This window comes from Bacillus sp. JJ1562 (assembly GCF_036962705.1).
In the GTDB taxonomy this organism is placed as follows: Bacteria; Bacillota; Bacilli; order Bacillales; family Bacillaceae_L; genus Ferdinandcohnia.
On record NZ_JBALOQ010000004.1, the window covers coordinates 106,624 to 132,015 of the forward strand.

Annotated in this window: 26 protein-coding genes and 1 riboswitch; of the genes, 7 read left to right on the top strand and 19 right to left on the bottom strand. The window is 37.8% G+C overall.

The window, feature by feature from the left end; genetic code table 11:
* Positions 1–5: 5 nt before the first annotated feature.
* Positions 6–908, bottom strand: a complete 903-nt coding sequence (gene cyoE / locus V7097_RS03220) for a heme o synthase (RefSeq protein ID WP_335702152.1) — start codon at positions 906–908, stop codon at positions 6–8.
* 528 nt (positions 909–1,436) lie between these two features.
* Between cyoE and V7097_RS03225 the strand changes: the two genes are divergently transcribed.
* A complete protein-coding gene (locus V7097_RS03225) occupies positions 1,437–1,880 on the top strand; it encodes a hypothetical protein (protein WP_335702153.1) in 444 nt (147 codons plus the stop codon).
* Positions 1,868–2,155 (top strand): YxcD family protein, encoded by a 288-nt coding sequence (locus V7097_RS03230; protein ID WP_335702154.1) that lies wholly within the window; start codon positions 1,868–1,870, stop codon positions 2,153–2,155. Before V7097_RS03225 ends, V7097_RS03230 begins: the two co-directional genes overlap by 13 nt.
* A 158-nt stretch (positions 2,156–2,313) precedes the next feature.
* On the opposite strand, the gene V7097_RS03235 is transcribed toward V7097_RS03230, so the two are convergent.
* Positions 2,314–3,504: a sensor domain-containing diguanylate cyclase gene (locus tag V7097_RS03235; protein ID WP_335702155.1), complete on the bottom strand. Its 1,191-nt coding sequence runs from the start codon at positions 3,502–3,504 to the stop codon at positions 2,314–2,316.
* Between the two features lie 197 nt (positions 3,505–3,701).
* Positions 3,702–3,763: riboswitch (cyclic di-GMP riboswitch) on the bottom strand.
* 282 nt (positions 3,764–4,045) lie between these two features.
* On the opposite strand from V7097_RS03235, the gene V7097_RS03240 reads away from it, so the two are divergent.
* From V7097_RS03240 to V7097_RS03255, 4 genes are read left to right on the top strand one after another with little or no spacing between them, the layout of a single operon-like run.
* Positions 4,046–5,155, top strand: coding sequence for an ABC transporter ATP-binding protein (locus V7097_RS03240; RefSeq protein WP_335702156.1), 1,110 nt, complete (start codon positions 4,046–4,048; stop codon positions 5,153–5,155).
* The gene (locus V7097_RS03245; RefSeq protein WP_335702157.1) at positions 5,145–5,957 is read left to right on the top strand and encodes an ABC transporter permease; all 813 of its coding nucleotides are present in this window, start codon (positions 5,145–5,147) and stop codon (positions 5,955–5,957) included. The genes V7097_RS03240 and V7097_RS03245 overlap by 11 nt, the downstream gene beginning before the upstream one ends.
* The gene (locus V7097_RS03250; RefSeq protein WP_335702158.1) at positions 5,954–6,757 is read left to right on the top strand and encodes an ABC transporter permease; all 804 of its coding nucleotides are present in this window, start codon (positions 5,954–5,956) and stop codon (positions 6,755–6,757) included. The genes V7097_RS03245 and V7097_RS03250 overlap by 4 nt, the downstream gene beginning before the upstream one ends.
* Positions 6,754–7,827, top strand: a complete 1,074-nt coding sequence (locus V7097_RS03255; protein WP_335702159.1) for an ABC transporter substrate-binding protein — start codon at positions 6,754–6,756, stop codon at positions 7,825–7,827. The genes V7097_RS03250 and V7097_RS03255 overlap by 4 nt, the downstream gene beginning before the upstream one ends.
* A 41-nt stretch (positions 7,828–7,868) precedes the next feature.
* On the opposite strand, the gene V7097_RS03260 is transcribed toward V7097_RS03255, so the two are convergent.
* The 16 genes from V7097_RS03260 to V7097_RS03335 form a co-directional block, all read right to left on the bottom strand.
* On the bottom strand, positions 7,869–9,977 hold the full coding sequence (locus V7097_RS03260) for an MMPL family transporter (RefSeq protein WP_335702160.1): 2,109 nt from the start codon (positions 9,975–9,977) through the stop codon (positions 7,869–7,871).
* A gap of 114 nt (positions 9,978–10,091) precedes the next feature.
* A complete protein-coding gene (locus tag V7097_RS03265) occupies positions 10,092–10,667 on the bottom strand; it encodes a TetR/AcrR family transcriptional regulator (protein ID WP_335702161.1) in 576 nt (191 codons plus the stop codon).
* Between the two features lie 260 nt (positions 10,668–10,927).
* Positions 10,928–12,115: an amidohydrolase gene (locus tag V7097_RS03270; RefSeq protein WP_335702162.1), complete on the bottom strand. Its 1,188-nt coding sequence runs from the start codon at positions 12,113–12,115 to the stop codon at positions 10,928–10,930.
* A gap of 62 nt (positions 12,116–12,177) precedes the next feature.
* Positions 12,178–13,617: an MFS transporter gene (locus tag V7097_RS03275; protein WP_335702206.1), complete on the bottom strand. Its 1,440-nt coding sequence runs from the start codon at positions 13,615–13,617 to the stop codon at positions 12,178–12,180.
* A 122-nt stretch (positions 13,618–13,739) separates the two neighbouring features.
* On the bottom strand, positions 13,740–14,468 hold the full coding sequence (locus V7097_RS03280) for an amino acid ABC transporter permease (protein ID WP_335702163.1): 729 nt from the start codon (positions 14,466–14,468) through the stop codon (positions 13,740–13,742).
* Positions 14,469–14,483: 15 nt separating this feature from the next.
* Positions 14,484–15,134, bottom strand: a complete 651-nt coding sequence (locus V7097_RS03285) for an amino acid ABC transporter permease (protein WP_335702164.1) — start codon at positions 15,132–15,134, stop codon at positions 14,484–14,486.
* A 73-nt stretch (positions 15,135–15,207) separates the two neighbouring features.
* On the bottom strand, positions 15,208–16,014 hold the full coding sequence (locus tag V7097_RS03290; protein ID WP_335702165.1) for a transporter substrate-binding domain-containing protein: 807 nt from the start codon (positions 16,012–16,014) through the stop codon (positions 15,208–15,210).
* 19 nt (positions 16,015–16,033) lie between these two features.
* Complete coding sequence (locus V7097_RS03295; RefSeq protein WP_335702166.1) at positions 16,034–16,762, bottom strand: amino acid ABC transporter ATP-binding protein; 729 nt, start codon at positions 16,760–16,762, stop codon at positions 16,034–16,036.
* A gap of 495 nt (positions 16,763–17,257) precedes the next feature.
* Positions 17,258–17,494, bottom strand: a complete 237-nt coding sequence (locus V7097_RS03300) for a hypothetical protein (RefSeq protein ID WP_335702167.1) — start codon at positions 17,492–17,494, stop codon at positions 17,258–17,260.
* A 63-nt stretch (positions 17,495–17,557) separates the two neighbouring features.
* Positions 17,558–18,931 carry a 23S rRNA (uracil(1939)-C(5))-methyltransferase RlmD gene (gene rlmD / locus V7097_RS03305; protein WP_335702168.1) on the bottom strand — a complete coding sequence of 458 codons (1,374 nt, stop codon included), beginning with the start codon at positions 18,929–18,931 and terminating at the stop codon, positions 17,558–17,560.
* Between the two features lie 183 nt (positions 18,932–19,114).
* Positions 19,115–20,020 carry a diacylglycerol kinase gene (locus V7097_RS03310; RefSeq protein ID WP_335702169.1) on the bottom strand — a complete coding sequence of 302 codons (906 nt, stop codon included), beginning with the start codon at positions 20,018–20,020 and terminating at the stop codon, positions 19,115–19,117.
* 221 nt (positions 20,021–20,241) lie between these two features.
* Complete coding sequence (locus V7097_RS03315) at positions 20,242–21,195, bottom strand: hypothetical protein (protein ID WP_335702170.1); 954 nt, start codon at positions 21,193–21,195, stop codon at positions 20,242–20,244.
* Positions 21,195–22,289 (bottom strand): hypothetical protein, encoded by a 1,095-nt coding sequence (locus tag V7097_RS03320; protein ID WP_335702171.1) that lies wholly within the window; start codon positions 22,287–22,289, stop codon positions 21,195–21,197. The genes V7097_RS03315 and V7097_RS03320 overlap by 1 nt, the downstream gene beginning before the upstream one ends.
* A complete protein-coding gene (locus V7097_RS03325) occupies positions 22,286–22,729 on the bottom strand; it encodes a hypothetical protein (protein WP_335702172.1) in 444 nt (147 codons plus the stop codon). Before V7097_RS03325 ends, V7097_RS03320 begins: the two co-directional genes overlap by 4 nt.
* On the bottom strand, positions 22,730–23,272 hold the full coding sequence (locus tag V7097_RS03330) for an RNA polymerase sigma factor (RefSeq protein ID WP_335702207.1): 543 nt from the start codon (positions 23,270–23,272) through the stop codon (positions 22,730–22,732).
* A 138-nt stretch (positions 23,273–23,410) separates the two neighbouring features.
* Positions 23,411–23,668, bottom strand: coding sequence for a DUF3949 domain-containing protein (locus tag V7097_RS03335; protein WP_335702173.1), 258 nt, complete (start codon positions 23,666–23,668; stop codon positions 23,411–23,413).
* Between the two features lie 246 nt (positions 23,669–23,914).
* Between V7097_RS03335 and V7097_RS03340 the strand changes: the two genes are divergently transcribed.
* Entirely contained in the window at positions 23,915–24,553 is a 639-nt protein-coding gene (locus V7097_RS03340; protein ID WP_335702174.1) for a lysozyme inhibitor LprI family protein, read from the top strand.
* A gap of 84 nt (positions 24,554–24,637) precedes the next feature.
* Here V7097_RS03340 and V7097_RS03345 read toward each other — a convergent pair whose 3' ends face one another.
* Positions 24,638–25,198, bottom strand: coding sequence for a GNAT family N-acetyltransferase (locus tag V7097_RS03345; protein WP_335702175.1), 561 nt, complete (start codon positions 25,196–25,198; stop codon positions 24,638–24,640).
* Positions 25,199–25,392: the final 194 nt, after the last annotated feature.

The following is a 25,392-nucleotide window of genomic DNA, read 5'->3' on the forward strand; positions in this document are numbered from 1 at the left end:
ATTTCCTATCCAAAATAATTTGGCAATGTGACAATGACCATTAATAGGAAGATTAGTAATATATAATTCACGGAATATAGGAAATTCCAGCGAGCCCATTTCATGTCATCCTTGACTGAAAAACCTTTAATACTCAAGATGATCCATCCGATGTTTAACAATGTCGCAAGAACAACAAAAACCAATCCAAGGTCACTTAAAAAGAATGGCATTGGGAACAGACAGATAACCCAGAACAGAAAATGTTTCTTCGTTACCTCAAAACCACGAACAACTGGGAGCATCGCAACATTCGCGGCCTTATATTCGTCATACTTTCTCATCGCTATCGCATACGTATGCGGCATTTGGAACACAAATAATATCAAAAAGAGCACGATGGGGACAGTATGATGGACAGGCGCAACAGCTGCCCATCCCATTAGTGGCGAAACGGCACCTGATACACTTCCAATCACGGTATTTATCGTAAATCTGCGCTTTGACCACATAGTGTATAACACGACATACGTAAACCAACCTACAAATGTAAAAAAGACGGCTTCATATGTGGTGAAAAATAGGAAAAAGAATCCTAAAACTGTACAGATAATCCCTAAGGCCAACACAAATTTCAATGAAAAATGGCCTGTTACAGTTGGTCGTTTTTTGGTTCGATCCATGACTGTATCGATGTCAACATCGTACCAATTGTTAATGATTAGAGCCCCCGCCATGACAAGTGTGCTTCCAATCATTGTGTATAGAAACAATCCCAAATTTTCCTGAAATGATGCACCCGTAAAGTAAATCGCTAACCAAAATCCTGAAAACACAGGTAGAACATTTGCTAATAAAACTCCTGCCTTAAAAAGAGATCTAAGATCAGCTATGAGGGATGTTTTTTGTAGCTGTATTTCTGTTTTCATTCGTATCCTCTCTCCTGCCTTCTATTCAATCAATACGCCTTGGCGTATTTGCGCCCATATTTTTTAGGCCCACACGATGTGGGTCACAAAGACGAAGACATCAGGACGTGGCGTTCCTAGTCTTTGATCCTATGCTCAAAAAGTTTCCTTTGAAAATCACATGTCTCCGCCGGAGGCTTTTACTTTATTCAGCAAGGGATTGACCTAGCTAAATAATAAACCCTTGTTTTATTTATCCTACCAATTATAAAAGTAGGGAATTCTGCTGAATAAAATTATAGAATATGCTTCAAATATACTATACCATTTTTATAGCCTTTAGGATAAGAAAACCACTTTTTACCTACATTAATAGTAGATACTCTAGTAATTATTTACCAATGTCTTTTTATAGAAAAAACGAAACCCTTCCCCATCTCCATCGTATATAAAGTAGAAAGGTTAGGAAGGTGATTTACAAGAAAATATTATCATTTTAGGGTATAATGATAAAAATAAACATTCTAACTTACGGAGGTACACATTTATATGAAAAAGGTTTTATCAGCTTTAGTAGCGCTTACTCTGATTTTTTCACCACTAGGAAGCTTCGTTTTTCAAGACCAAACAACAACTGTTGAGGCAAGAGGTTATAAATCAGGTAAAAGAGGATTTAATAATAATATTGGAAACACCAATAAATCAAACTTCCAACAACAGAAAAAACAAGATACAAATGCTACAAACAAATCTACTACTCCAACCACTCCTAAAGGTGGGTTCATGTCAGGTGGATTAATGAAAGGTCTTATGCTTGGTGGTCTTGCAGGATTCCTATTTGGTGGTCTTCTAGGTGGAATGGGTATGCTTGGATCATTTTTAGGATTAATGATTAACGTTCTTGCGATTTATGTTCTGATTGTGGTTATTCGTAAAATCTTCGTGATGATTAAAGATCGCAAGAAAAATGAGGCGGATCCATGGCGTCGCTAATTCTTTCCGAACAAGAAATTATTAATGCCATTTGTGTCTATATCGGCTTAAAAAAGCAAGTAAAGCCAAAAGAGGTTGAAGTGGAGCTCATGTATGACGATGACTACGGGTTCTCCGCAGAGGCATATGTACACGATCGAAAACAGGTCCTTATCATGGCAAACCTAATTGAAGCGATTCGTTTATGGCTGGGCGAATTTCTAAACAGAGACCCCTATGCTGGAATTAAGCTTGTGTTAGACGATGAAGAAGGCATTGTTGCCCATATTAATTAAGAAAAGTGCAGGGCGCCGTCTATCCGCGATAGCACAAGATGAGCGCTGACATAAATCGATTTATGCCTTCCGAAGCTTCTGGCTTATGCCTCGAGCTGATGGCGCCTGAAGCTTGACAATAATATTGTAAAAAGCTCATCCAATTGGATGAGCTTTTATTAATCCGCAACGACAATGCGATTTTTTCCACTTTCTTTTGCAGCATAAAGCGCTTGGTCTGCTGCCTTTTTCAAGGAATCTACACTTGTTCCATTATACGGAAACACGCCAACACCAGTACTGATCGAAACGGTGATTTTTTTATCGTCAATGATAAGTGGGTGTTCACGATAGTACTCTTTTAGCGTATCGTATATTTCCATCACACCCCTATCGATGTGAGTTTTGATGAGAATCATGAACTCATCCCCTGCATAACGATAGCCTTCAATCTTATCATTACATAGCGTTTTTATTCCGTCTGCTAGTATCTTTAAATATAAATCTCCCACATCATGACCGAAGCGGTCATTGACTTGTTTTAAATCATCCGAGTCAATCATCATGACTATAATTTCGTCATTTTCGTTTCGTATTAATTGCGCTAAATCCTCATGGAAAGCACGGTGGTTTTTTAAAACCGTTAATTCGTCGGTACGAGACATCGTGTAGATTTTCGCATATAATCGGGCTGTTTCAATCGAGTTAATAACCTGTGCACCGATCATTTGCAACAGATCCTCGTGCTCCTTCCGATAGGCGAAGTTTCTAAAGCTTTGAGTCGAGATGACACCCTTTACCTGGTCATCCATCACAACCGGTACGAAAAGACAGGACCTTGTATCTTCGTCCCCTTCCCCCATTTTTGTATCAAATTCGATATTTTGGTTTTGATGCTTGAGGTGAACGATTTCTCGTGTTTTAATAACCTTTGATGTATAATTTTCACCAAAGTCTACAATACTTGGAGGAGCCTGTTCCCCATTATCCATAATAAAAATAAATTGGATATGCGCATCCCCCGGATTATGCAAGGCAATATAAAATGCATCCGCCGGCATAACACGTGAAACCATTTCATAGGACTTTTGAAGAAGAACGCTTTCATTTAAAGTTTTGCTGCAAATTTGGGCAAATTCATGAAGGATACGGTAATGTTTGTTCATCCAATGCATATTTTCCATTTGTTCGTTCATTTGTTGGAGTTGGGTTAAAAGGGTATTGGTAATCTCGAGCTCTTCTTGTTCCTGACAGTTCTCGTCAAAAAAGCTACGAGTCTCGTCAGAAATCAATTGCTTTTCTGAACCAACCTTTTTGATTAGTCCACTTAATTTTTTAAGTACGTTCAGATTCTGGATGGTTTTCTCCATGTGTAATCACTTCCAAAATTTTTATATCCAAAAATCTAGTAAAATAGTAGCAACAGAATAATATAATGGTATAAAAAAAGACTAATCAAATACCGATTAATCTTCGTTCTTACGATACGAGTAATACTCGGCAACTGGCTGGCATGTCCAAAAAGTGAATGATCAACAAGTTAGGTGAATTCCTGCCTATTGAACACTATTGGACTTAGCCCCTATAGTTTTGCGTCTTCATCTTTCAATGAATTTGCCTTTACTTTATTCAATTATCTCACTAAAGAAAGAGTATTTTAAATTGTACTATAATTATATTTCTATTTTCACGTTAGGTCAATGAAATTGACCTAATATTTTTCTAAAAATGTGAATTTTTTCCTACTACCAATGTCCTAGTTTCTTTTTCGTGACTTTTTGGAATGATACAACCCATACTTTTTCACCTTGACTATTATGAATGTTATTGTATTTTTCGCCGATTCGTGTATAATAATGCCGGATTACATAAATCCTATCATATTAATTTAATAGAAAGAAGGGGGTTGCTATGAACAGTATACCTATTATCCAATTTAATAATGTAACGAAACAATATGACAATGATCCACCTGTCCTCAACAATGTTAGCTTTGAAATTGAAAGAGGGAAATTTTATACCCTTCTTGGTCCTTCTGGATGTGGAAAAACGACGATATTACGTTTGATTGCAGGATTTATTGAACCCTCAGATGGAGAGGTTTATTTTAATGGAAAAAAAGTAAACACCACACCTGCTAACAAGCGTCAGGTTAATACGGTATTTCAAGACTATGCCTTATTTCCACATCTTAATGTATATGAAAATGTTGCCTTTGGCTTAAGAATAAAGAAGATGAAGCAATCTGATATCGATAAAAAAGTGAAAGAAGCTTTAAGCTTCGTCAATCTTACCGGCTATGAAAATCGCGAAATTAAAGAAATGTCTGGTGGTCAGAGACAACGTGTCGCGATTGCGCGCGCGATTGTCAATGAGCCAGAGATTATTTTATTGGACGAGCCATTATCTGCGCTCGATTTAAAGCTTCGTACAGAAATGCAATATGAGCTTCGCGACCTTCAGAAGCGCCTTGGCATTACCTTTATCTTTGTCACACATGACCAGGAGGAAGCTCTTGCTATGTCTGACGAGATTTTTGTATTGGATAAAGGAAAAATTCAACAAAGTGGCACCCCGATTGATATTTATGATGAACCAATTAACCGCTTTGTCGCAGATTTTATTGGAGAATCGAATATCGTTTCAGGAAAAATGCACAAAGACTTTTTAGTTGAATTCGTTGGAAAAACATTCGACTGTGTCGACCAAGGTTTTTCAGACAATGAACGAGTTGAAATTGTCATTCGTCCTGAAGACCTACAAATTACCTCTGTTGAAAAAGGAAAGCTTCAGGTTGTTGTAGATTCTCAGCTTTTCAGAGGTGTTCACTATGAAATTTGCGGCTTTGATAAGGACGGAAATGAATGGCTTGTACACTCTACCAAAAAAGCTAAGGTTGGCGATGAAATCGGACTTTACTTCGATCCTGAGGCAATTCATGTTATGCGTCTTGGTGAAACAGAAGAAGAATATGATCGTCGCTTAGAGGCATATGTGGACGGGGAAAGCCATGGAAAATAAGCTCACCCGTAATTTATATTTTATCCCTTATGCACTATGGATTCTTATGTTTGTTATTGCACCGATTACACTTGTCCTCTATTATTCATTTTTCGATATAGAGGGAAATCTATCTTTAATAAATTATAAAACGTTTTTCACGCCAATTTACTTAAAAATGACATTAAGTTCATTTTGGTATGCGTTTTTAATAACAGCTGTCACTTTATTGGTTGCATACCCCACAGCCTATTTAATCACAAGAACGAAGCATAAACATCTTTGGCTGCTTCTCATCATTGCTCCGTCTTGGATCAATCTACTATTAAAAGCATATGCTTTTATCGGGATTTTTGGTGCTTATGGGACTGCCAATGGGATTCTTGAAGTGCTAGGTATTGGGCCTAGACAGCTATTATTTACTGATTTCAGTTTTGTGTTTGTGTCCGTTTATATTTTTATTCCATTTATGATTTTACCGATCTTCAATTCATTGAATGAGTTAAATCCGAGTCTATTAGATGCTTCTCGCGACCTGGGTGCCTCTAAATGGACAACGTTTCGACGTGTGATTTTTCCACTAACGATTCAAGGAGTAAAATCAGGCTGCCAGGTTGTATTCATTCCTGCTCTATCATTGTTCATGCTAACACGATTAATTGCAGGAAACAAAGTTATTACACTTGGTACTGCGATTGAACAACAGTTTCTCGTCACACAGGATTGGGGCATGGGTTCAACCATTGCCGTCTTCCTCATTATTTTCATGGTTTTAATTATGGTGGCGACTGGAAACCGCAAGAAACGAGGTGCTAAAAAATGAGAGATAAACTAGCCATTTCTTCAAAAGTATATCTATTTATTATTTTCTTCATTTTATATGCACCCATTCTCTATTTAGTGTATTACTCCTTCAATAGCGGTGGCACGATGAACAATTTCGAGGGTTTTACCTTGGATTGGTATAAGGAGCTATTTGGAGATACAAGATTACTCATCATTGTGTTAAATACATTTGTGATTGCCTTGCTTTCAGCCCTCTTCTCAACGATTATTGGGGTGATAGGTGCAATTGGGATTCACTCTGTAAAACAAAGACAAACTCAGAATACTTTATTATCATTAAATAATGTTTTAATTGTTAGCCCCGACGTTATCATTGGTGCGTCTTTCTTAATTTTGTTAACAATGGCTGGAATTAAATTAGGCTTTTATTCTGTGTTGCTTTCACATATCGCCTTCAGTATTCCAATTGTCGTTCTAATGGTATTGCCAAAATTAAAGGAAATGAGCCCAACTTTAATCGACGCGGCAAAGGACCTTGGAGCAAGCCAGTGGCAGGTCCTAACTAAGGTCATTGTCCCTTATATCACACCAGGGATTTTCGCCGGATTTTTCATGGCACTTACGTATTCATTTGATGATTTCGCCGTTACATTTTTCGTGACTGGTAATGGTTTCTCAACACTTTCTGTTGAAATCTATTCCCTCGCACGCCGCGGAATCTCATTGAATATTAATGCATTGTCAACTTTATTATTTATCTTTACAATGCTGCTTGCTGTCGGCTATTACTTTATCGCACAACGTGGTAGCACACGTGGATTGGGGGTTCGAAAATGACGAAACTCATCCGTGCTTTCTTGGCAATCGTTCTTGTCTCAGTTGGTCTACTGTATCTTATCCACCATTTAAATTCGTCTCAGGGTCTCGCAAGTGGAAACACATTGACGATTTATAACTGGGGAGATTATATTGACGAAGAATTAATCGACCGCTTCGAAGAGGAATCCGGAATCAAGGTCATTTATGAAACCTTTGACTCCAACGAAGCGATGATGACAAAAATCGAACAAGGTGGGACAACGTATGATATCGCGGTTCCTTCTGAATATATGATTGATAAAATGCGCCAAGAGGACTTGCTCATCCCCCTTGACCATTCGAGGCTCCCAAATTTATCAAACATTGATGAGCGTTTCATGGATCTTCCGTTTGATCCAGACAATCAATACTCTGTTCCGTATTTCTGGGGAACAGTTGGAATCGTGTTTAACCCGACAATGCTAGATGGTAAAGAGTTTACAAGTTGGAATGACCTTTGGGACCCTTCCTTAAAAAATGAAATTATTTTGGTGGACGGTGCCAGAGAAATCATGGGGATGGGGCTTAACTCCCTTGGTTACTCACTAAATGATACAAATCTTGATCACTTAATAGAAGCAAAAGAAAAACTCATGACTCTTACACCAAATGTCAAAGCTATCGTTGGTGACGAAGGTAAAGTCCTTATTCAAAATCGCGAGGCTGCAATTGGGATTGTTTGGTCTGGGGACGCTGCTGATATTATGTGGGAAAATGAAGATCTAGATTATGTGGTTCCAAGCGAAGGCTCTAACCTATGGTTTGATAATATGGTTATTCCAAAGACCGCGAAAAATATTGATGGTGCCCACCAATTTATTAATTTTATGTTGGATGCGGAAGTCGCAGCGCAAAACACAGAATATGTGAGCTACTCCACTCCAAACAAAGAAGCACTTCAGTATATGCCTGAAGATATGGTGACTGATGAGCGTTTTTATCCATCACCTGAATTAACAGAGAGGCTCGAGGTTTATGAAAACCTAGGGAAAAAGAATCTCGCCATCTACAACCAGCTTTTCTTAGAATTTAAAATGGGCCAAAACTAAAATAAATGCCTGTATCCACTCGATACAGGCATTTTCTATGTTTATTTTTCTTCACTTACCGCTTTATCCTTCTCTAATAAAACAATTAAACCCGGTAATAACACTCCGCGAATCAAGAAGGTATCTAACAGAATCCCGACAGCTACTATAAAGCCAAAGACAAATAATAATTGGACGGGCTGTGTCATTAGAACAGCAAAGGTTGCAGCCAAGATGATACCCGCTGACGAGATAACTCCACCTGTTTTGGATACGGCAATTTGTACGGCTTCTTTGACAGAATGGGTTCTTCTCTCTTCCTGATATCTTGATATAAGCATGATATTATAGTCAATTCCTAGTGCAACAAGGAATACGAATGCATATAATGGGACACGATTACTTATCGTATCGATATCAAAGAATAGGTTTGTTAAGAACATTCCTAATCCTAACGCCGCAAGGAAAGAAACCAATATAGTTCCCATCATATAGATTGGCATTTTAATTGATTTAGTAAGGACGATTAACATACCGAAAATTAAAATCGTTTCAAGTATGACAATCAAAATGACGTCACGATTATTTGTTGAACGATCGTCCACTTTTGTTGCTGTTTCACCGGCAAAGTAAAGTTGTCCATCTAAACCAGCATTTGCTAAGATTGTGTCAGAGTTATTAATCAACTTCTCCATTGTATCCATGGTTTTGACATCATATGGTCCTTCTTCAAATGTTAAGCTAAAGTTTAATACCTTATTTTCATCTGCAGTCCCATTAATTCTTACATCACTCACAAGCTCCTGCTCTAATAGCTCATTTTGTAATGCATCCAGTTCTTCCATCGTTACAGCCTCTTTACCTTCATACAAGACCGTTGTTGGTGCAAGATCACCCTTCGCAAATTTCTCCTCAATCAATTCATAGCCTTGCCTTGATGGCATGTCTTCTGGAAAGGACTTCATTGTATCAAATTCATATTTGAGATTGAACATGTTCGCTGCGGAGATTAGCAGGAAGATGGTCATTATCACAACGGATAGACCAGGCTTTTTGATAACCATTCTACCAATTTTGCTCCAAAGCGAATTGTCTTTAACTTTTTCATCCCCAACCTTCGGAACCTTTGGCCAGAAGGATTTTCTTCCGAATAGTGTAAATAAAGCCGGTACTAATGTAACTGAAGCAAGCATAATTACAACCATAGTAGTAGCAAAGGTTGGCGCAAAATTACTATAATCTCCAAGATCCGCAAAGAAAAGTACTAGCATTGCTGCCAAAACAGTACCACCTGAGAAAAAGACCGGCATCCCTACCTCTTTCATGGCTACTCTCATGGCATCATATTTACTGTCATATCCCTTGAGCTCATCACGAAAACGGGAGAAAACAAATAATGAATAGTCAATCACTGCCGCAAATAATAATATCGACGCGATTGAAATGGTTTGGTTACTTAATTGTAGTCCAGCCTTCCCTAATATACCGAGCATTTGCATGACAACTTCATACACAAAAATCGCAGCTAACAACGGTATTATTGCGAGTAGTGGTGAACGATAAATTACAATTAACAAAATCAAAATTAAGCCCACTGTTGAAAGTATTAAAACAAGGTCTGCCCTTGAGAATAAATCAAGCGAATCCGTCGCAATCCCCGCAGGACCTGTCACATACAGAGTTAAATCTGTATTTTCCTCAACAACTTCAAGGATTCTATCCTTTGAATCCCGGATTTCCTTCGTTTCAAGTGACGCATCAAAGACCATTGGAAGCAAAGCTGTTGTTTGGTCTTCTGAGAAAAATCCAGCGGCAGCCTGTGGAGGTAACGAGGCTAACGGAACAACCTGCTCCACCCCCGGAATCTTTGCTTCCTCGATATGATTGAATACATTAACAAGGTCTGCGTATTCCAATTGACCTTCTTTCGCTTGAAAAACTAAAATTCCTGGCGTTCCATCGCTATCCTTGAAATACTCATCTACCTTATTTTTTGCAAGTACAGATTTTGCATCCTCTGGTAGAGAATCGATCCTTGAAACCTCATAATCCTTTGCATTCGGCGCAAAAACCGCTAATACAATCGTAATGATTAGCCAGGTCGCTAATGTAATCCACATTCCTTTTTTCGTGGTGACTTTATCTGTAATGGTTTGTAGCATTTTTTTCATAAATTTCCCAACCCCCAAATGTGGTTTTTTAAGGTGACGCACTTGTCACTTTGCAGCAAAAAAATTGACACTATTGTCACGTTAATTATCATTTATAAGTGACACCTGTGTCAATTAGGAATCTATGAAGATTCCATGACAAATAATTTCCTTTATCGACCCGACCCACACATCATGTGGAATGCCAAAATGATTTGGAATCGCGATTGATTGAAAAATGTATCCCAAAATCAAAGGTTCCGGTACGTTTGTGTTTAGTTTGTTTTCATTCTTTCCTGCCTGAATAAAGCCATTCATATATTGGTACATCTTAAGATGATAGCTTTCAAGCTTCTCTAGGTTTTCTTTTACTTTCGAATTTATATGGGTCGGAACACGTTTTCCAATTTCTATTAATTGATGAAGCTCCGGATTCTTAAACATGATATTGAGAAGAAAATCGAATTTAGCATGAAACCCTTCAATTGAGTTGATTTCCTTTAACTCATGGAGAAATTGCTCCATTTTAAAAAGCATATATTCCGTAATTAATTCTTCCTTGTTTTCAAAATATTTATAGATTGTCCCACGGGAAACCTGTAATTGATCTGCAACCAAACTAAACTGGAACCCTTCATAGTGATACACGAGAAGCAGCTCCTCAGTTGTTTGATAAAGTTCCTCAGTTGTAAATTTACGTTCACGAGCCATGACCTTCACCCCACCCTCATTATAGAATAAGATGTACAAAAAGAGAATGAGTTGGCTTTGAATTGGATTTCATCACCCTTTTATGGACTAGTACAGTTCCAATTTTGTCCCACTCGACACTGCTCATTTTATTTAAACAAACGCTTGATTGAATTTGAAAACCGTTGATAGAATTGAAAAAACCCATTAAACAAACGTTTGTTTGAAAATGAGTTTTTCGAAAAATGGCCGATTAGTACAGATTGATTTTATCTACTTTACTAAGCTAATTCATAATATCCACAAACAACATGTCCCACTGCTTTTGCTGCGACAAGGAGTGCATCCTCATCGATATCAAATTTAGGATGATGATTGAAATACGGGTCCTTTTCCCCCTTTGGCGTACATGCGATGTAGAAGAAACAGGAAGGGAATTTTTCTGCATAATAGGCAAAATCTTCAGATGGTGCCATCGGAGGAAATTCCTTCACTTCTTTAATGTCTTTGTCATTTGCATTTTTTAGAAACTCTGCGACTTTTTCAGTTAGTTCAGGATCGTTATTTAGTGGCGGATAATCATTTTCATATGTTAACTCACATGTTACTCCAAATTCTTCTTCAAGTCCTTTTGCAAGTCTCTTCACTTCTTGTTCAATTTTTTTCTTTGTTTCATCCGTCATATAACGAATATCACCTTCAAGCTCTACGCTATCTTTGATGACATTAAAAGTTCCTTTTCCATCAAATGAACCGATCGTAATCACACCATTTTCAAACGGACTTAAGCGACGACTAATGATCGTTTGAGCGGCTGTTACAAAATGAGCACCTGCCACAATCGCATCATTCGCCAGATGTGGTGATGAGCCGTGTCCACCTCTACCTTGAATTTTTAATTTCATATAGGCCCTGCCGTTGAAAGAGAATCCTGCATGATACCCAACCACTCCTGCCGGACCAAGTGGAAGCAGATGGATACCGAAAACATTATCTAAATCATCAAGAACCCCGGATTCTACAATACTTTTCGCCCCACCTGGTGGAACCTCTTCTGCATGCTGGTGGATAATTTTAATCGTTCCTGGTATTTCATCTTTTAATTGAATTAAGCAATCCGCTAGTACTAACAAGTATGCTGTATGACCATCATGACCACATGCATGCATGACACCTTCATTTTTTGATTTAAATTCCACATCCGCTTCTTCAACAATGGGAAGTGCATCAAAATCCGCACGTAGTCCAATGTTTTTACCAGACTTTCCACCTTTTATCGTTACGACTATTCCATAGCCATTTCCAACATTAGATTGAATCTCTACATCTTTACCTTCATAAAAATCAAGAATGTATTGAGCGGTTTTTTCTTCTTTAAACGAAAGCTCTGGGTTTTCATGTAAGTGTCTGCGAATTTCAATGATTTCATCCTTACGCGATTCTAACATTTCCATTAATTGATCTCTCATCATGCAGTACTCCTTTTCAATATATGAAAACACCAAAATCATGGGTGTTCTCAGCTATAAAATTATTCTATCACAGGCTCTTTAGTTGTTACTTTAGATGTACGATTCGGTTTTACTGCCTTATCTGTTTTTCCTGCATCTTTTGGTACCATGAACATAATTGATAAAATCGACAAAATACCGAAGATGACATTGACAATGATCCCCACTGATGCCGCCCATTCAAGATTGCCAGTCGCTGCTATTGCCGCGTAAGCCGCTGTAGAAATTGCAACCCCGAATGCACTACCTAGTGAACTTGCCATTTTATAAACACCAGCCGCTTCACCAACTTTACCAGCCGGTGCATTAGATACAGATGTATCTGTTGATGGAGTTGCATAAATACCTAGTCCAAGACCAAATAATGCAAATCCAATGAACACAACAATTGTGTAAGAAAAGCCCGGTAAGAATGTTAAGCCCATTATCCCTACTCCAACCGTCGTAATGGCAGCACCCCAAATCATTGGTTTTTTTGCGCCAACCTTTTGTAGAATTTTTTCACCGACACGAATCATTGCGAGTACAGTTACTAAATAGCCTAGTGACAACATTCCTGATTGGAATGAACTAAAACCTCGCCCAACTTGTACATATGTATTCGCTACAACTAATGTACCTGCAATGGCATTCAGTAAAAAGTTAGAAACGGTGGCACCCGTATATGGTGCATTTTTAAATACGGCAAAGTCAATAAGAACGACATCTTTACTCTTCTCTACTTTAATAAAAACAAGTAGACCTATAATTGTAACAGCCACAAGGCCGAGTGATATCGGACTGGCCCATCCTAATTCTGATCCATACGTAATAAATACATTCAAAGCAATCATTGTAACGATAAAAATAGCTAATCCTGTGTAATCAAATCTAAAACGTCCTGAAGATGGTTGTTTACTTTCTGGTGTATCTTTCAGTAAAAACATACCGGCGATTGCAAAGATTATTGAAAAGATGAAAATCCATCTCCATCCTAATGATGTGGCAATTGCACCACCTGCAAATGAAGCAACCCCTGAGCCTCCCCAGGAACCGATCGACCAAAAACTTAATGCTCGTTGGCGCTCTGCACCCTCGAAATATTCCTTCATTAATGCAATGGTTGAAGGCATAATACATGCAGCTGAAATACCTATAATCACACGTCCAATAATAAGCAATGAGGCGCCTTGAGTTATGACTAGACAAAGTGAACCAATAATACTTAAAACAAACCCAATATTGGCAATCTTTTTACGCCCTATTTTATCGGCAAGACCACCTGCAGCAACGATAAACATTCCTGAAAATAAAGCCGATAAACTTATAGCAATATTCAGTGTCCCAAGTGAAATTCCTAAATCTTTTTGTACGGCAGGTACTACATTCACCATTGCTTGGGCAAACAGCCAGAATGTAATAACTCCGAACACAATGCCGATAATCATTTTATTTGTACCCTTATAACCTGTTTCCATGATAATTAACCTCCTTTGATATTATAATTCCCCTACTGAATGACTTAATTCTGCCCGAAACTCAAAAATAAATCGGAAATAAAAAAAGAGCCAGTATCCAAATGGATACTGGCCCCTTCACACTATTAGGATATGCCTCCTGAAACAGCTTCTTTATTATTTAGGTTCTTTCTGCGCGAGTTTCCTTTTCTCTGATCTGTGTCAAGACGTTTTTCTAACGCCCTTGAAAGAAGGGATAATGCGTAATTGACCACAAAATACATAAGTGCTACTAAAATATATATTGGAATGATATAGCTATCACCATTTGGACCAGCATATATACCTTGGGCATTATGTAATAATTCCGGTAATGCAATAATGACAGCGAGTGAAGTATCTTTTAGTAGGGCAATAAATTGACTAACTAATGGTGGTATCATTCTTTTTAATGCTTGGGGAAGAATAATATGCCACATTGTTTGCACATAGTTTAGGCCAGAAGACCGTGCAGCCTCAATTTGTCCCTTACTAATGGAATTTAATCCACTTCTGACAATTTCTGAAATCATCGCAGATTCAAACACAGTTAGTCCGACTATGGCAGCAGTCATAACACTCATTTTAATTCCTATTTGCGGTAGTCCAAAATAAGTGATAAAGATAATTAATATTAATGGCAAATTACGTAATGCCTCAATAATAACAGCAACAATTTTTGAAAAGATAGGTATTTTTGCGTACCTTAATATTCCGAGTACGCTACCTATAATAAAGCTTAAAACAATCGCAATAATAGCAACCTCTAATGTAACTAGAAAACCTTCCATTAAATATTTGATATTATGTGCAGAGTATGCTCCTTTAAAATCCATTGTCTATCCCCCCTTTTAGTAGCTCCTTGCCAATCTTCGTTCAAGATGATTGACAAATAAGCTTAATGGGATGGTTAGTACTAAAAAAAACATTCCAACAAATATATACGTATCGAAAATTTGGAAGTTTTTTTGAGCAATAATATCACCGAAATACATCAATTCTCCACCGGCAACTACAGTCAAAATCGATGTGTTTTTTACAAGGTTAATAAATTGATTGCCGATTGGTGGGATCACAATTTTTACAGCCTGAGGTAAAATAATCAATCTCATCGTTTGAAGATAGGTAAGCCCTGACGAACGAGCTGCCTCCATCTGGCCTTTATCAACAGATTGAATTCCAGCCCTAACTGCTTCAGCAATAAATGAAGCAGTGTAGATGGAAAGTCCAATTGTTCCCGCAACAAAACCACTTAAATCTACGTATTTACTTAATCCAAAGTAAAAGAAAAATACGATGATAATGAGCGGAATATTTCGAATGAACTCAACAAAGCATGCGCCAAAAAAGTTTAAGATTTTGAATGGTGCTATCCTCATCACAGCAACTATTACTCCTAATACAAAACTGCCCATTAGTCCGATAACACTAATCTTTATCGTATTAAAAAAACCTTGCATAAATACATCAAAATTAGTTGTTAAAATAGAGAAGTCTAGCATTTTCACCATCCTATGTGTTTGACATGTTCATGATTCAAGAAGGATGAGTAAAGTTTACTCATCCTTACTTTGATTATTCTTTTATCCATTTAGATTTAATGGTATCGTATTCGCCACTATCTTTTATTTTCTTTAGGAATTCATTTACATAGTCAGTGAATTCATCATCCCCCTTGATGATGGCGATACCATATGGTTCTTCTGTAAATGTTCCACCCACTACTTCATAGTTGTCGTCTTGTGCAGCCATACCATATAGAATGGAGTTATCTGTTGTAAGTGCGTCACCTTTACCAGCTTTTAATGCCGTAAATGCTTCTGCATAGTTTTCAAATTCCAGTAATTCAACGTCTGGTGCAGCTTCTTTAACATTAGGACCAGATGTTGCCCCTTTTACAACTAGCACCTTAGAACCCTTCCCTAGATCTTTAACACTTTGGATGTCGCTTCCTTTTTTCACAAGTAACGACTGACCAGCATCAAAGTAAACATCTGAGAAATTTACTTCCTTTTTGCGATCTTCCGTAATTGTCATTGTTGCGATGATTGCATCAATATCTCCATTTTGGAGTTTTGGAATACGCGTTTTCGAGGTGATTTCTACCAACTCGACCTTATTTTCGTCACCTAAAATTTCCTTTGCAAGTGCCTTTGCAATATCAACATCAAACCCTGTCACCTCACCACTTGCTGGATCCTTATAACCGAATAAATTCGTATCGTATTTAACACCTACAACGAATTTATCCCTGTCTTTAATCTTTTCTAATGTGCTCGTACTTTCATCACCTGAAGATTTGCTTGTTCCACACCCTACCATTAATGCAGTAATTAATGTAAACATAAAACTTAAAAACAGAATTTTCTTTACTTTTTTCATATAATCATCCCCTTATATATTAATGATTTAGTACCCTTCGTAAAAAGTCCTGTGCCCGCTCAGTTTGAGGACGTGCAAAAAACTCAACAGGCTTTCCTTCCTCCACGATTTTTCCTTCGTCCATAAAAACGATCCGATTGGCTACTTCTCGTGCAAACCCCATTTCATGGGTTACTACCACCATTGTCATGCCATCATTCGCTAATGATTTCATAACATCTAGCACTTCCCCAATCATTTCAGGATCCAGTGCGGAGGTAGGTTCATCAAAAAGCATCACGTTCGGCTTCATCGCAAGCCCTCTTGCGATTGCTACCCTTTGCTGCTGTCCACCAGATAATTGCGATGGGTAAGAATTTGCCTTTTCTGGTATTCCTACCTTTTCCAAATAATACATGGCTGTTTCCTCAGCCTTTTTCTTATCTTCACCAAGTACTTGAATAGGTGCCAATGTAATGTTTTGCAAGACTGTTTTATGAGGATATAGATTAAAATGCTGAAACACCATTCCAATATTCCGACGCAATTCATTAATATCTGTCTTTTTGTCATTTACTTTAATACTGTTTACCTCTAATTCACCATCTGATATCATCTCCAGACGGTTTATACATCGCAGCATGGTACTTTTTCCTGAACCAGATGGTCCAATGACGACAACTACTTCCCCTTGCTCAATTTCTAAGCTAATATCTTTTAAAACTTGGAAGTTTCCGAAATACTTATCAACTTGTCGAAATGAAATCAATACAACTCCCCCCAATATGTATGTGCATTACAAGGTATGAAACAACTTGTTGATTTATACAACTTTTTAAATTATTGTAATGATTCTAAACATTTATTATTGTTGTTTCGACATAGATTTAGTAATACCTCTTTTTTATTTGATATTTTTTAAGGTCTTTTTTAAAAAAAGCATAATACTAGGGGATTTAATATACCTGGGGGGACAACTTCCATAGAAGTACATATTAATGGCCTGTATCCAACACAATACAGGCCATTAATAGCTTATCTCTCTTTATTTATCGCTTTATATAAACTCAACTTTAGGGACTAGTACAGCAGACATTTAGCCTAGATCCAGACTACTAAATTTATTCAATCAAACGTTTGAATGAATTTACAAACCGTTGATACTACAAAGAAAACCCATTAATCAAACGTTTGTTTGAAAATGGGTTTTCGCAGAAATGTTCGATTAGTACAGATTGATTTTATAATTATCGGGGATAGAAACCTATGGAAGCATTTTTAGTTTATTTGCATATCGTTTTTCATTAAAAGGAACTTGATTTTTTAAAATATCGTACATTTCTTCAACAAGCACCCTACCTATCATTTCCTTTGACTCTATTTCGGAGAATCCCATCTCTATTAACCGTTCCAATGTTTGTTTTGTACTCTTTGGCTCATTTATATTAATTTGATTATCTACAATTTCTATTACTTTTGATTTTAACTTATAGTTTACCATTGATTTGTCCTCCTTTATCTGTAGTTTATTAACAAAGGATTCTGTCTTCACCCCATTACTTTGTTATTTTAAAACTAACTTCGCGACTGCTTCGCAGTGAACAGTGTGTGGGAACATGTCTACTGGCTGTACTTCAACCGTTTCATAGCCACCATCTTCTAGTATTCTTAGGTCTCTTGCCAGTGTTGCCGGGTTACAGGAAACATAAACAACTTTCTTCGGTTTCATTCTTAAAATAGTTTGTAATAGCGCATCATCGCAGCCCTTACGTGGGGGGTCAACTACGATTACATCCGCTTTAACTCCATCCTTATCCCAGTTTGGGATTACAACTTCCGCTTCTCCTACCGCGAACTCTGCATTATGGATATTATTTAATTTCGCATTTCGCTTTGCATCCTCAATTGCTTCAGGAACAATTTCGACACCGTATACTTTCTTTGCTTTTTGCGCTAAGAAAAGCGAGATTGTCCCTATCCCACAATACGCATCAATAACGGTTTCTTCACCAGTTAACCCCGCATATTCCAATGCTTTATCGTAAAGAACCTTTGTTTGCTCGGGATTGACCTGATAAAATGATCGAGCCGAGATTGCAAATTTGATATCTCCAATATTGTCGTAAATATATTCTTCGCCCCAAAGGACATTTGTTTCAGTACCGAATATCACATTCGTCTGTTTGGGATTAATATTTTGTACGATAGATTTTACACCAGGTAACTGAGTAGTAATATCTGAGATGACTTTACTTTTATTTGGAAGCTCCTTTGTTCTCGTGATGAGAACAACCATAATTTCTCCAGAGACAAGGCCATAGCGTGCCATGATGTGGCGAAGGGTGCCCTTGTTGTTTTTTTCATCATATGCTTGAATCCCATGATTCTCACAAATTGTTTTTACTGTTTGCACAACCAAATCGTTTTTCTCTTGTTGAATAAGGCACGCTTCCATATCAATGATTTCATGGCTTCGCTGCTGGTAAAACCCTGCCACAAGGCCACCTTCTCTGTCTGCTACAGGTACCTGTGCCTTATTCCGATAACGCCACGGATTTTCCATTCCGAGAACAGGATGTACCTTGATACCTTGAAGCTTTCCGATTCGAGTCAATACTTCCTGGACCTGTTTTTGTTTTGCTAACAGCTGACCTTCGTAGCTAAGATGCTGGAGCTGGCATCCTCCGCATTCTTTATAAATCGGACACGGAGCTTCCATTCGATATTTGCTTTTTTCATAGAGCTCAATCAGCCGCCCATACCCGTAGCTTTTTTGGACCTTTGTAATTTTGATTTTTGCTTTCTCGTCGGGTAGGCCGTTCGGAACGAAAATCGGAAATCCCTCGATTTTTGCCACTCCCGCTCCATCATGAGTAAGATCCTCAAATGTGACATCATAGTATGTATTTTTTTCAACTGGAGGTTTCAGTTTTGTCATTGTGTATTCTTCCTTTGCGTTCAAATTGCTGAAATGATTGTAACATACTCGGGGGGAGCTATGCCAATGCAGTTCCAATACATGCGTGTCACTTTTCCGATCTGCAATCTCAAATCGGGCACGATTGCGACACATGCTCAGAAACCAAACAAAAAAATCTGGCCTTCGCCAGATTTTTCCCATCTACTCCATCTTCTCTGCTATTTCCTTTGAAACCAATACATTAATATGCTTATAAAGGTTCACAAACTCACCAGGGAGCAACCCGCCGTATTCCCCATCGAGATTGATTTGCATTTTTTCTGTAGGGTTTACCTTAACGCGATTTGCTTTTGTGTAAATCACATGTGGATCATTGATATGCTCTCCGCGTATCGCAAGTGTCGCCACCTTGATAAAATCCGCTAGATTTACCTTTTTTAAAATCAACAAATCAAACAAGCCGTCATTGAGCGATGAATCTGGTGCAAGCTTTTCAAAGCCACCAACAGAATTTGTTAAGGAAACGAGGAATAACATGATTTCGCCTTCATATAGCTTTCCGTCATACTCGATGCTAACCTCAGTTGGACGAATCGACGGTAGCATCTCCATCCCTTTTAAATAATACGCAAGCTGCCCGAGCATCGTTTTTAGCTTACTTGGTACCTCATAGGTTAACTCAGTTAGCCTTCCTCCGCCTGCAATATTGACAAAGTATTTATCATTTATCCGGCCAATATCAATCGGAACAGAATTTCCTTCTACAATCACATCACAAGCACCATCTATGTTGCGAGGTACCCCGATTGCGCGTGCAAAGTCGTTTGTTGTTCCAACTGGAATAATCCCTAGGGTTGGGCGGTAATCCTGTTCTGCTAGGCCGTTCACAACCTCATTGATGGTTCCATCGCCACCTGCAGCTATAACAAGGTCATACCTTCTTTCAACCGCGATTCGTGCAGCATTTGTTGCATCTCCCGATCCAGTTGTTGCATGGCATGAGGTTTCATACCCTGCTCTTTCTAACTTCACTAACACCTCAGGTAGATGCCGTTTAAATAACTCTCTTCCAGAGGTTGGGTTATATATAATACGAGCCCTTTTCATTTTCATCATCCTAAATAAGATAGTCAATCATCTATGTTCCATGATAGCTTATCCAATTAATTTAATCAATTTAGACACTAGCAAAAAAATCCATTTTCCCATAAATGCCTCTTTCAACATATTATTCAAAAAAACACTATTAGGTTGCCCATCTTGTTTAAACACTTTCATTTTATAAAGGCACGCTTGGCCAAATCCAAAGCGCACATGTCTAATCGTTCCTACATTTTCTCTACTAGATTCACCGTTACAAGGTCACTATTAAAAATGGACAATTTATAGGTTCCTTCCCCTAACTTTTTCGTACCCTTATACAATTTTTCTGTATTGCTTTCCTCGTAAACTTCATCAATACCACCTCGTTCGGTTGTATCAATGTTATCCCACGCAATATTTCCATTCTCTAGCTCATTATTGGAAACAGCAGACAACAGAATATTACTTTTTTCGTTCACATGAACCGATACATTAGATGCTCCGTCTACCACCCAATTATTTTCAAGGGACCCTGGATAAAGTGAAACATGATTATGCTGGCCACGAACCTCTAAATGAATTGAACTAGGCACAATAATCGTCGGTTCCATTGTCGTGTATGTAGAAAAGGGGCCCGCTTGATCGGCTGGTTCTTTCAATGTCACGTACATCGTATCACCAACAACCTTCGTAAATACATAATCCTTTGCTTCCGAAATGATGGGTTCTGCCTTCGGATGAACCGTTGCCTTGTATACGCCAAACACATGTAGTTCATTTGCAGCAGATCCTTCAATTTTACTTGTTACTCCGTTCGTTTCAAGGACCACACGTTTGATGTCATCAACCAATTTTTCCTCCACAGCCGGCAAATCCATTGAACGATGCTCAGCTCCTATCACACCTTGAACTTCATCAACCAGCCCCACAGACGACAACAGAGTAAATCCTATCCCAATCGTTCCGATAATCCCTACAAACATGATACTTAAAAAGTCATATTTTACGATTGGATTTTCCTGTTTTGACAAAAAGAGATAAACGACAATCTCAATTCCTAGCACTATCAAAATGATTGGCCACCACACTAGCAGTGGCTCGATCATTTGCATTTCTTTTATTTGTGATATAAAAAGGAGAACACCAAGTAAAACCAAAGACAATCCCATTGATACAGAACCAACACGCCATTTTCTCATTACGCATTCTCCTTCCGTTTTTTACTTCCTACCATAAGCTTCAAGCCACCACCGATTAATAAAATACAGATGATTGTGCCCTGGAAGTATGTGTAGTAGAAGTGTTGAACATCAAAATGAAATACTCTCGCAACCATTGGGCCAACCGTTGGTAAAACAACATTTACAAGTAAATAGTAGAGACCTAATGCTATAAGTCCGAATCCAACCCATTTTTGATGGTTTACAATGTAGGAAACAACAGGTACATCCTCAAGCTCCTCTTCGCCATGCTTTGACACCTTCTGAAGGGCATCGAAGAAGCTATAAAACCAAATGATTGGGATTAAAAACAGGAATAATGACAGGCGAAGCACATCTAAAATATAGATTGCGAATAAAAAGGCAGCCATCAGCTGTATACCCCGTTTTTGCAATCCAAGATACAAGTGCCCAGCCCCTGGGAATATCGCTAAAACTGTTGCTAGCGTTTTACTTTTACGTCCTTGCTCACGTCTAGTTTCCTCAAAATCCTCTAAAATCGTCTTATCGACCAATTCTTCTCCACGCTGTTTCTTACCAACAAGCTGCACCGCATCAAACATGTTGTATACCCAAATAACTGGGAGAATCCCAAGAAACACCATGAATGCCCCTTGATTCGTAAATACTGAAATAAACACAACCATCGTTCCTAATCCAAAAAATCCAATAAGAAACGTCAAACCACGGTTAATCAAGCCGAGCTGAAAATGCCCTAATCCCGGGATAAATGAAAGAATAATCGTATAGAAACGATCTGAATCATCAGTTCGGACTGCCACGATCTGCCCTTCTTCTGTTTGGATTACTTGCTGCTTTTGATTATGCTTGTTATTTCGTAACAGGAAGATAATCATATCGAATACGTTAATAACCGCTACAAAAAATGCAACGATGAGTCCAACTAAAAATGGATCCTCGTACCCTACCATAAATGTCCCAAAGATTCCTATTAAAATGGAACCAACCGTTCCCGCTCCATAGATAAACCCTCTTATTTTTCGATTCACATAAAAATGTCCAACACCTGGGATAAATGACAGAAAAAATGCTAGCACTGGATTATAACTCATTTTTCTCCCTCCTCTTGATTTGCTCCAATTATGTCAAAAAACGATAACGCCTTATCCATCAAACTATTTGTTACTGATTGTTTCTGTTCTGAAAAACTAGATGCCTCAACTGTACCGACAATTCCTGTAATATTCTGGAACACCCCGGTCGACATTAGTGTCAATGTCACAGCTGCTGCAACTCCATAATGAAAAATTGAACTTTGTAAAAACGATTTCCCTTGCTTTTTCTTTTTCATCGGAAGCTTTGTGGCTACCTCATCTGTGAAGCTTTCATTTTCAAGGTCAGGTAATTCCTCCGCTTGGGCTTCTACTAATTCACGATAGATTTCTAAACATTGATCACAGGAAAATAGATGATTTTCGAGTTCTTCCCGCTTTGGTTCTTCTAACTTATCCTTTATATACAACAACCACTCTTCATTGCTGAAATGCCTCATTTAAAAATCATCCTCCTTCCAATGTTTCTTCATCCAATTTCGGGCTCGGTATAGCTTTGTTTCCACTGTTTTTACCTCAACCTGTTGTTCCTCAGCGATTTGTTTATAGCTTTTTTCTGCTATGTAATAGGCTTCGATCACCTTACGATAATTTGCTGGCATATCGTGCAGCCGGTTTTTAACCAGTGCTCTTTGTTCCTTTCGTAAAAGTGGGATTACGACAGTTTCCTCCGACGAAGAGAGTGTTGGAATTTCATCCGGCTCAAGAATCATTTCTTGTTGCCGCTGTTTTTTCCGCTTTACATCAATTGCATGGTTCACTGCAATACGGGTAATCCATGCCTTAAAACCTTGTGCACTGTATTGAGGGAGAGCATAATAGATTTTTAGAAATACTTCCTGTGAAGCATCCTCGGCATCCTTTTCATGACGTAGAACCGGATAAATAGCCTTAAATACTAGATTCTTATATTTTTCAACGAGTAAACGAAAGGCATGCTCATCGCCTGCTTTTGCCTTCTCAATCAGAACCTCATCTTGAATTGCACTCTCCCCCTTTCTCTCTTGTCTACCCTTATAGACGAACTTACACCTACTATACCCTACAGTTTTTTGAAAAAAATATTAAAAAGTGCATAAACATGAAAAAAGACCCTCAAAAATGAAGGTCTGCCGAATAAGTTATTTATTTCGATGAACGATTTTATAGATTAAGGCTGCGATTAAGGTTGATGGTAAATTTATGGGGCTACCTTGAAGATTGAATTGTAATTGCTGTTCTTCAAACGGCATCTCTTCGTACATTTCATTATGTGTTTTTTTCGTTCTCTTTATTTCTTCCTTCGTCTCCACTATATTTCGGTACTGAATCGGAATCATAATTAAAACATAAAGAAGAAGAACACCACCGATTATATACCAAATAAAACCTTCACCCATCCTCATTTCCTCCTTGGCAAAAAAACTTATACCTAGTTTACGAATTGCATCCTTAGAAGGTTTCATAAATATGGAATTTTTTGTTCAACGGTATTTTATTTATCCGGTTCTACTTCCATCCGTTTAGATAGCTTGTGTAATTGGTATCTTCATAAGCAAATGTCGAAATTTATCGAGGAAAAATCAAGGCATTATGTTAAAATATGTATATACTAGAGATTTTCATCATAGGAGGAGGACCATATTATGAAATATAATAGTAAAAATTTCATAGCAATATTTGCTGTTGTATTGGTACTTTTATTGGCAGCTTGTACAAGCTCATCTAATGAATCAAGTTCTGCGGAGGAGGACCAGTCACAAAATAACAGTTCATCTCAAAATACAAATGACGATTCTTCTAATGTAGATTCAACCGAAGATATTGCAAACTCTGACAACACAGACACAAACAACAATAATACTAATGAAAAAGTGAATACAACAAAAAATGAATCTGTAAAAAAAGAAAACTCGTCTACGAACACTTCCGTGAATTTGAAAGAAGAGTATCTCAAAAAATTAAATGATACAAAATCAGAGACAGATAAAATGGAAGCAACAGATACTTCAACATACTCTTTAAAAAAAGTGGAAGATGATCGATGGAAGCTTTGGGATACATTGTTAAATGAAGTTTACGGGGTCCTAAACGAGCAACTTTCAGCTGAAGAAATGGACCAATTGAGACAAGAGCAACGGGATTGGATAAAATTTAGAGATGATACTGCATTAGAAGCATCGCATAAATTTAAAGGTGGTACACAGGAACATTTAGAATATTCAGCTGTGGCAGCAAATCTTACTGAAGAAAGATGCTTTGAATTAGTTGAAGGTTATATGTGATAATTTAATTTAAAATAGAATCGCACGAATGATAAAAGGCATTGCTAGTCAGCAATGCCTTTGTGTTACCGATATTAAAGTTTATTACACAATTTTTGCATAAATACAGGTATTCCTTATTTCATTGGTTCCAGGTGAGATGTCATCGTTTATTAATATACCTTCTAAAACAAACCCTATCTTTTGCGGAATCGCCCTACTTTTGATATTTTCTTCATCACACCTAATCTCAACTCTTCTTGCATTCAACTCACGGAAAGCAAAATCAGCAATGCCTTTAACCGCTTCTGTCATATACCCTTTTCCACTATAACGACTATCAATCCAGTATCCTATTTCAAACTTAGGAACATCCCAGTTAATCCTATGTAGTCCAGAAGAAGCAATGAATTCCCCTGTCTCTTTTAAAAATACTAATAATCTTAAGTCCTCTCTTTTTAAGAAGGATATATGCGATGATCTGATATTCAATTCAACATCCTGTTCAGATTGCTCATTTTGAGCAAAAGGCATCCAGGGTTTAAGTTCAGTTATGGAAGCCTTAATTGCATCATATACTGCCTTTCCATCTCCTGGTTTTGGCATTCGAATTACTAATCTTTCAGTCGTAAATTCTTCTGGAAACTCTATAAGCATTGGATTCATTCAATTCTCTTCTTTTCCAAAATCCGCCAATTTTTTATATCATAAGTCATTAACCCACTTTAATCAATACATAAAATTGTGTTATTTTAGAATCGACTTACTGTATTTATCACACGCTCATTGATAGGGTCCCGGCCAAGGGATAGGGGGTGTATCAATAAACACCTATCGTGGTACATGCTCGTCGCGCTTTC

Excerpts from the sequence above, each read along its gene's own strand:
- V7097_RS03260 (WP_335702160.1), bottom strand. The coding sequence starts at position 9,977 with ATGAAAAAAATGCTACAAACCATTACAGATAAAGTCACCACGAAAAAA.
- V7097_RS03315 (WP_335702170.1), bottom strand. The coding sequence starts at position 21,195 with ATGAGAAAATGGCGTGTTGGTTCTGTATCAATGGGATTGTCTTTGGTT.
- V7097_RS03235 (WP_335702155.1), bottom strand. The coding sequence starts at position 3,504 with ATGGAGAAAACCATCCAGAATCTGAACGTACTTAAAAAATTAAGTGGA.
- V7097_RS03225 (WP_335702153.1), top strand. The coding sequence starts at position 1,437 with ATGAAAAAGGTTTTATCAGCTTTAGTAGCGCTTACTCTGATTTTTTCA.
- V7097_RS03300 (WP_335702167.1), bottom strand. The coding sequence starts at position 17,494 with ATGGTAAACTATAAGTTAAAATCAAAAGTAATAGAAATTGTAGATAAT.
- V7097_RS03320 (WP_335702171.1), bottom strand. The coding sequence starts at position 22,289 with ATGAGTTATAATCCAGTGCTAGCATTTTTTCTGTCATTTATCCCAGGT.
- V7097_RS03255 (WP_335702159.1), top strand. The coding sequence starts at position 6,754 with ATGACGAAACTCATCCGTGCTTTCTTGGCAATCGTTCTTGTCTCAGTT.
- V7097_RS03245 (WP_335702157.1), top strand. The coding sequence starts at position 5,145 with ATGGAAAATAAGCTCACCCGTAATTTATATTTTATCCCTTATGCACTA.
- V7097_RS03230 (WP_335702154.1), top strand. The coding sequence starts at position 1,868 with ATGGCGTCGCTAATTCTTTCCGAACAAGAAATTATTAATGCCATTTGT.
- V7097_RS03345 (WP_335702175.1), bottom strand. The coding sequence starts at position 25,198 with ATGAATCCAATGCTTATAGAGTTTCCAGAAGAATTTACGACTGAAAGA.
- V7097_RS03335 (WP_335702173.1), bottom strand. The coding sequence starts at position 23,668 with ATGGGTGAAGGTTTTATTTGGTATATAATCGGTGGTGTTCTTCTTCTT.
- V7097_RS03290 (WP_335702165.1), bottom strand. The coding sequence starts at position 16,014 with ATGAAAAAAGTAAAGAAAATTCTGTTTTTAAGTTTTATGTTTACATTA.
- V7097_RS03265 (WP_335702161.1), bottom strand. The coding sequence starts at position 10,667 with ATGGCTCGTGAACGTAAATTTACAACTGAGGAACTTTATCAAACAACT.
- V7097_RS03325 (WP_335702172.1), bottom strand. The coding sequence starts at position 22,729 with ATGAGGCATTTCAGCAATGAAGAGTGGTTGTTGTATATAAAGGATAAG.
- V7097_RS03310 (WP_335702169.1), bottom strand. The coding sequence starts at position 20,020 with ATGAAAAGGGCTCGTATTATATATAACCCAACCTCTGGAAGAGAGTTA.
- cyoE (WP_335702152.1), bottom strand. The coding sequence starts at position 908 with ATGAAAACAGAAATACAGCTACAAAAAACATCCCTCATAGCTGATCTT.
- V7097_RS03285 (WP_335702164.1), bottom strand. The coding sequence starts at position 15,134 with ATGCTAGACTTCTCTATTTTAACAACTAATTTTGATGTATTTATGCAA.
- V7097_RS03240 (WP_335702156.1), top strand. The coding sequence starts at position 4,046 with ATGAACAGTATACCTATTATCCAATTTAATAATGTAACGAAACAATAT.
- V7097_RS03250 (WP_335702158.1), top strand. The coding sequence starts at position 5,954 with ATGAGAGATAAACTAGCCATTTCTTCAAAAGTATATCTATTTATTATT.
- V7097_RS03270 (WP_335702162.1), bottom strand. The coding sequence starts at position 12,115 with ATGAGAGATCAATTAATGGAAATGTTAGAATCGCGTAAGGATGAAATC.
- V7097_RS03280 (WP_335702163.1), bottom strand. The coding sequence starts at position 14,468 with ATGGATTTTAAAGGAGCATACTCTGCACATAATATCAAATATTTAATG.
- rlmD (WP_335702168.1), bottom strand. The coding sequence starts at position 18,931 with ATGACAAAACTGAAACCTCCAGTTGAAAAAAATACATACTATGATGTC.
- V7097_RS03340 (WP_335702174.1), top strand. The coding sequence starts at position 23,915 with ATGAAATATAATAGTAAAAATTTCATAGCAATATTTGCTGTTGTATTG.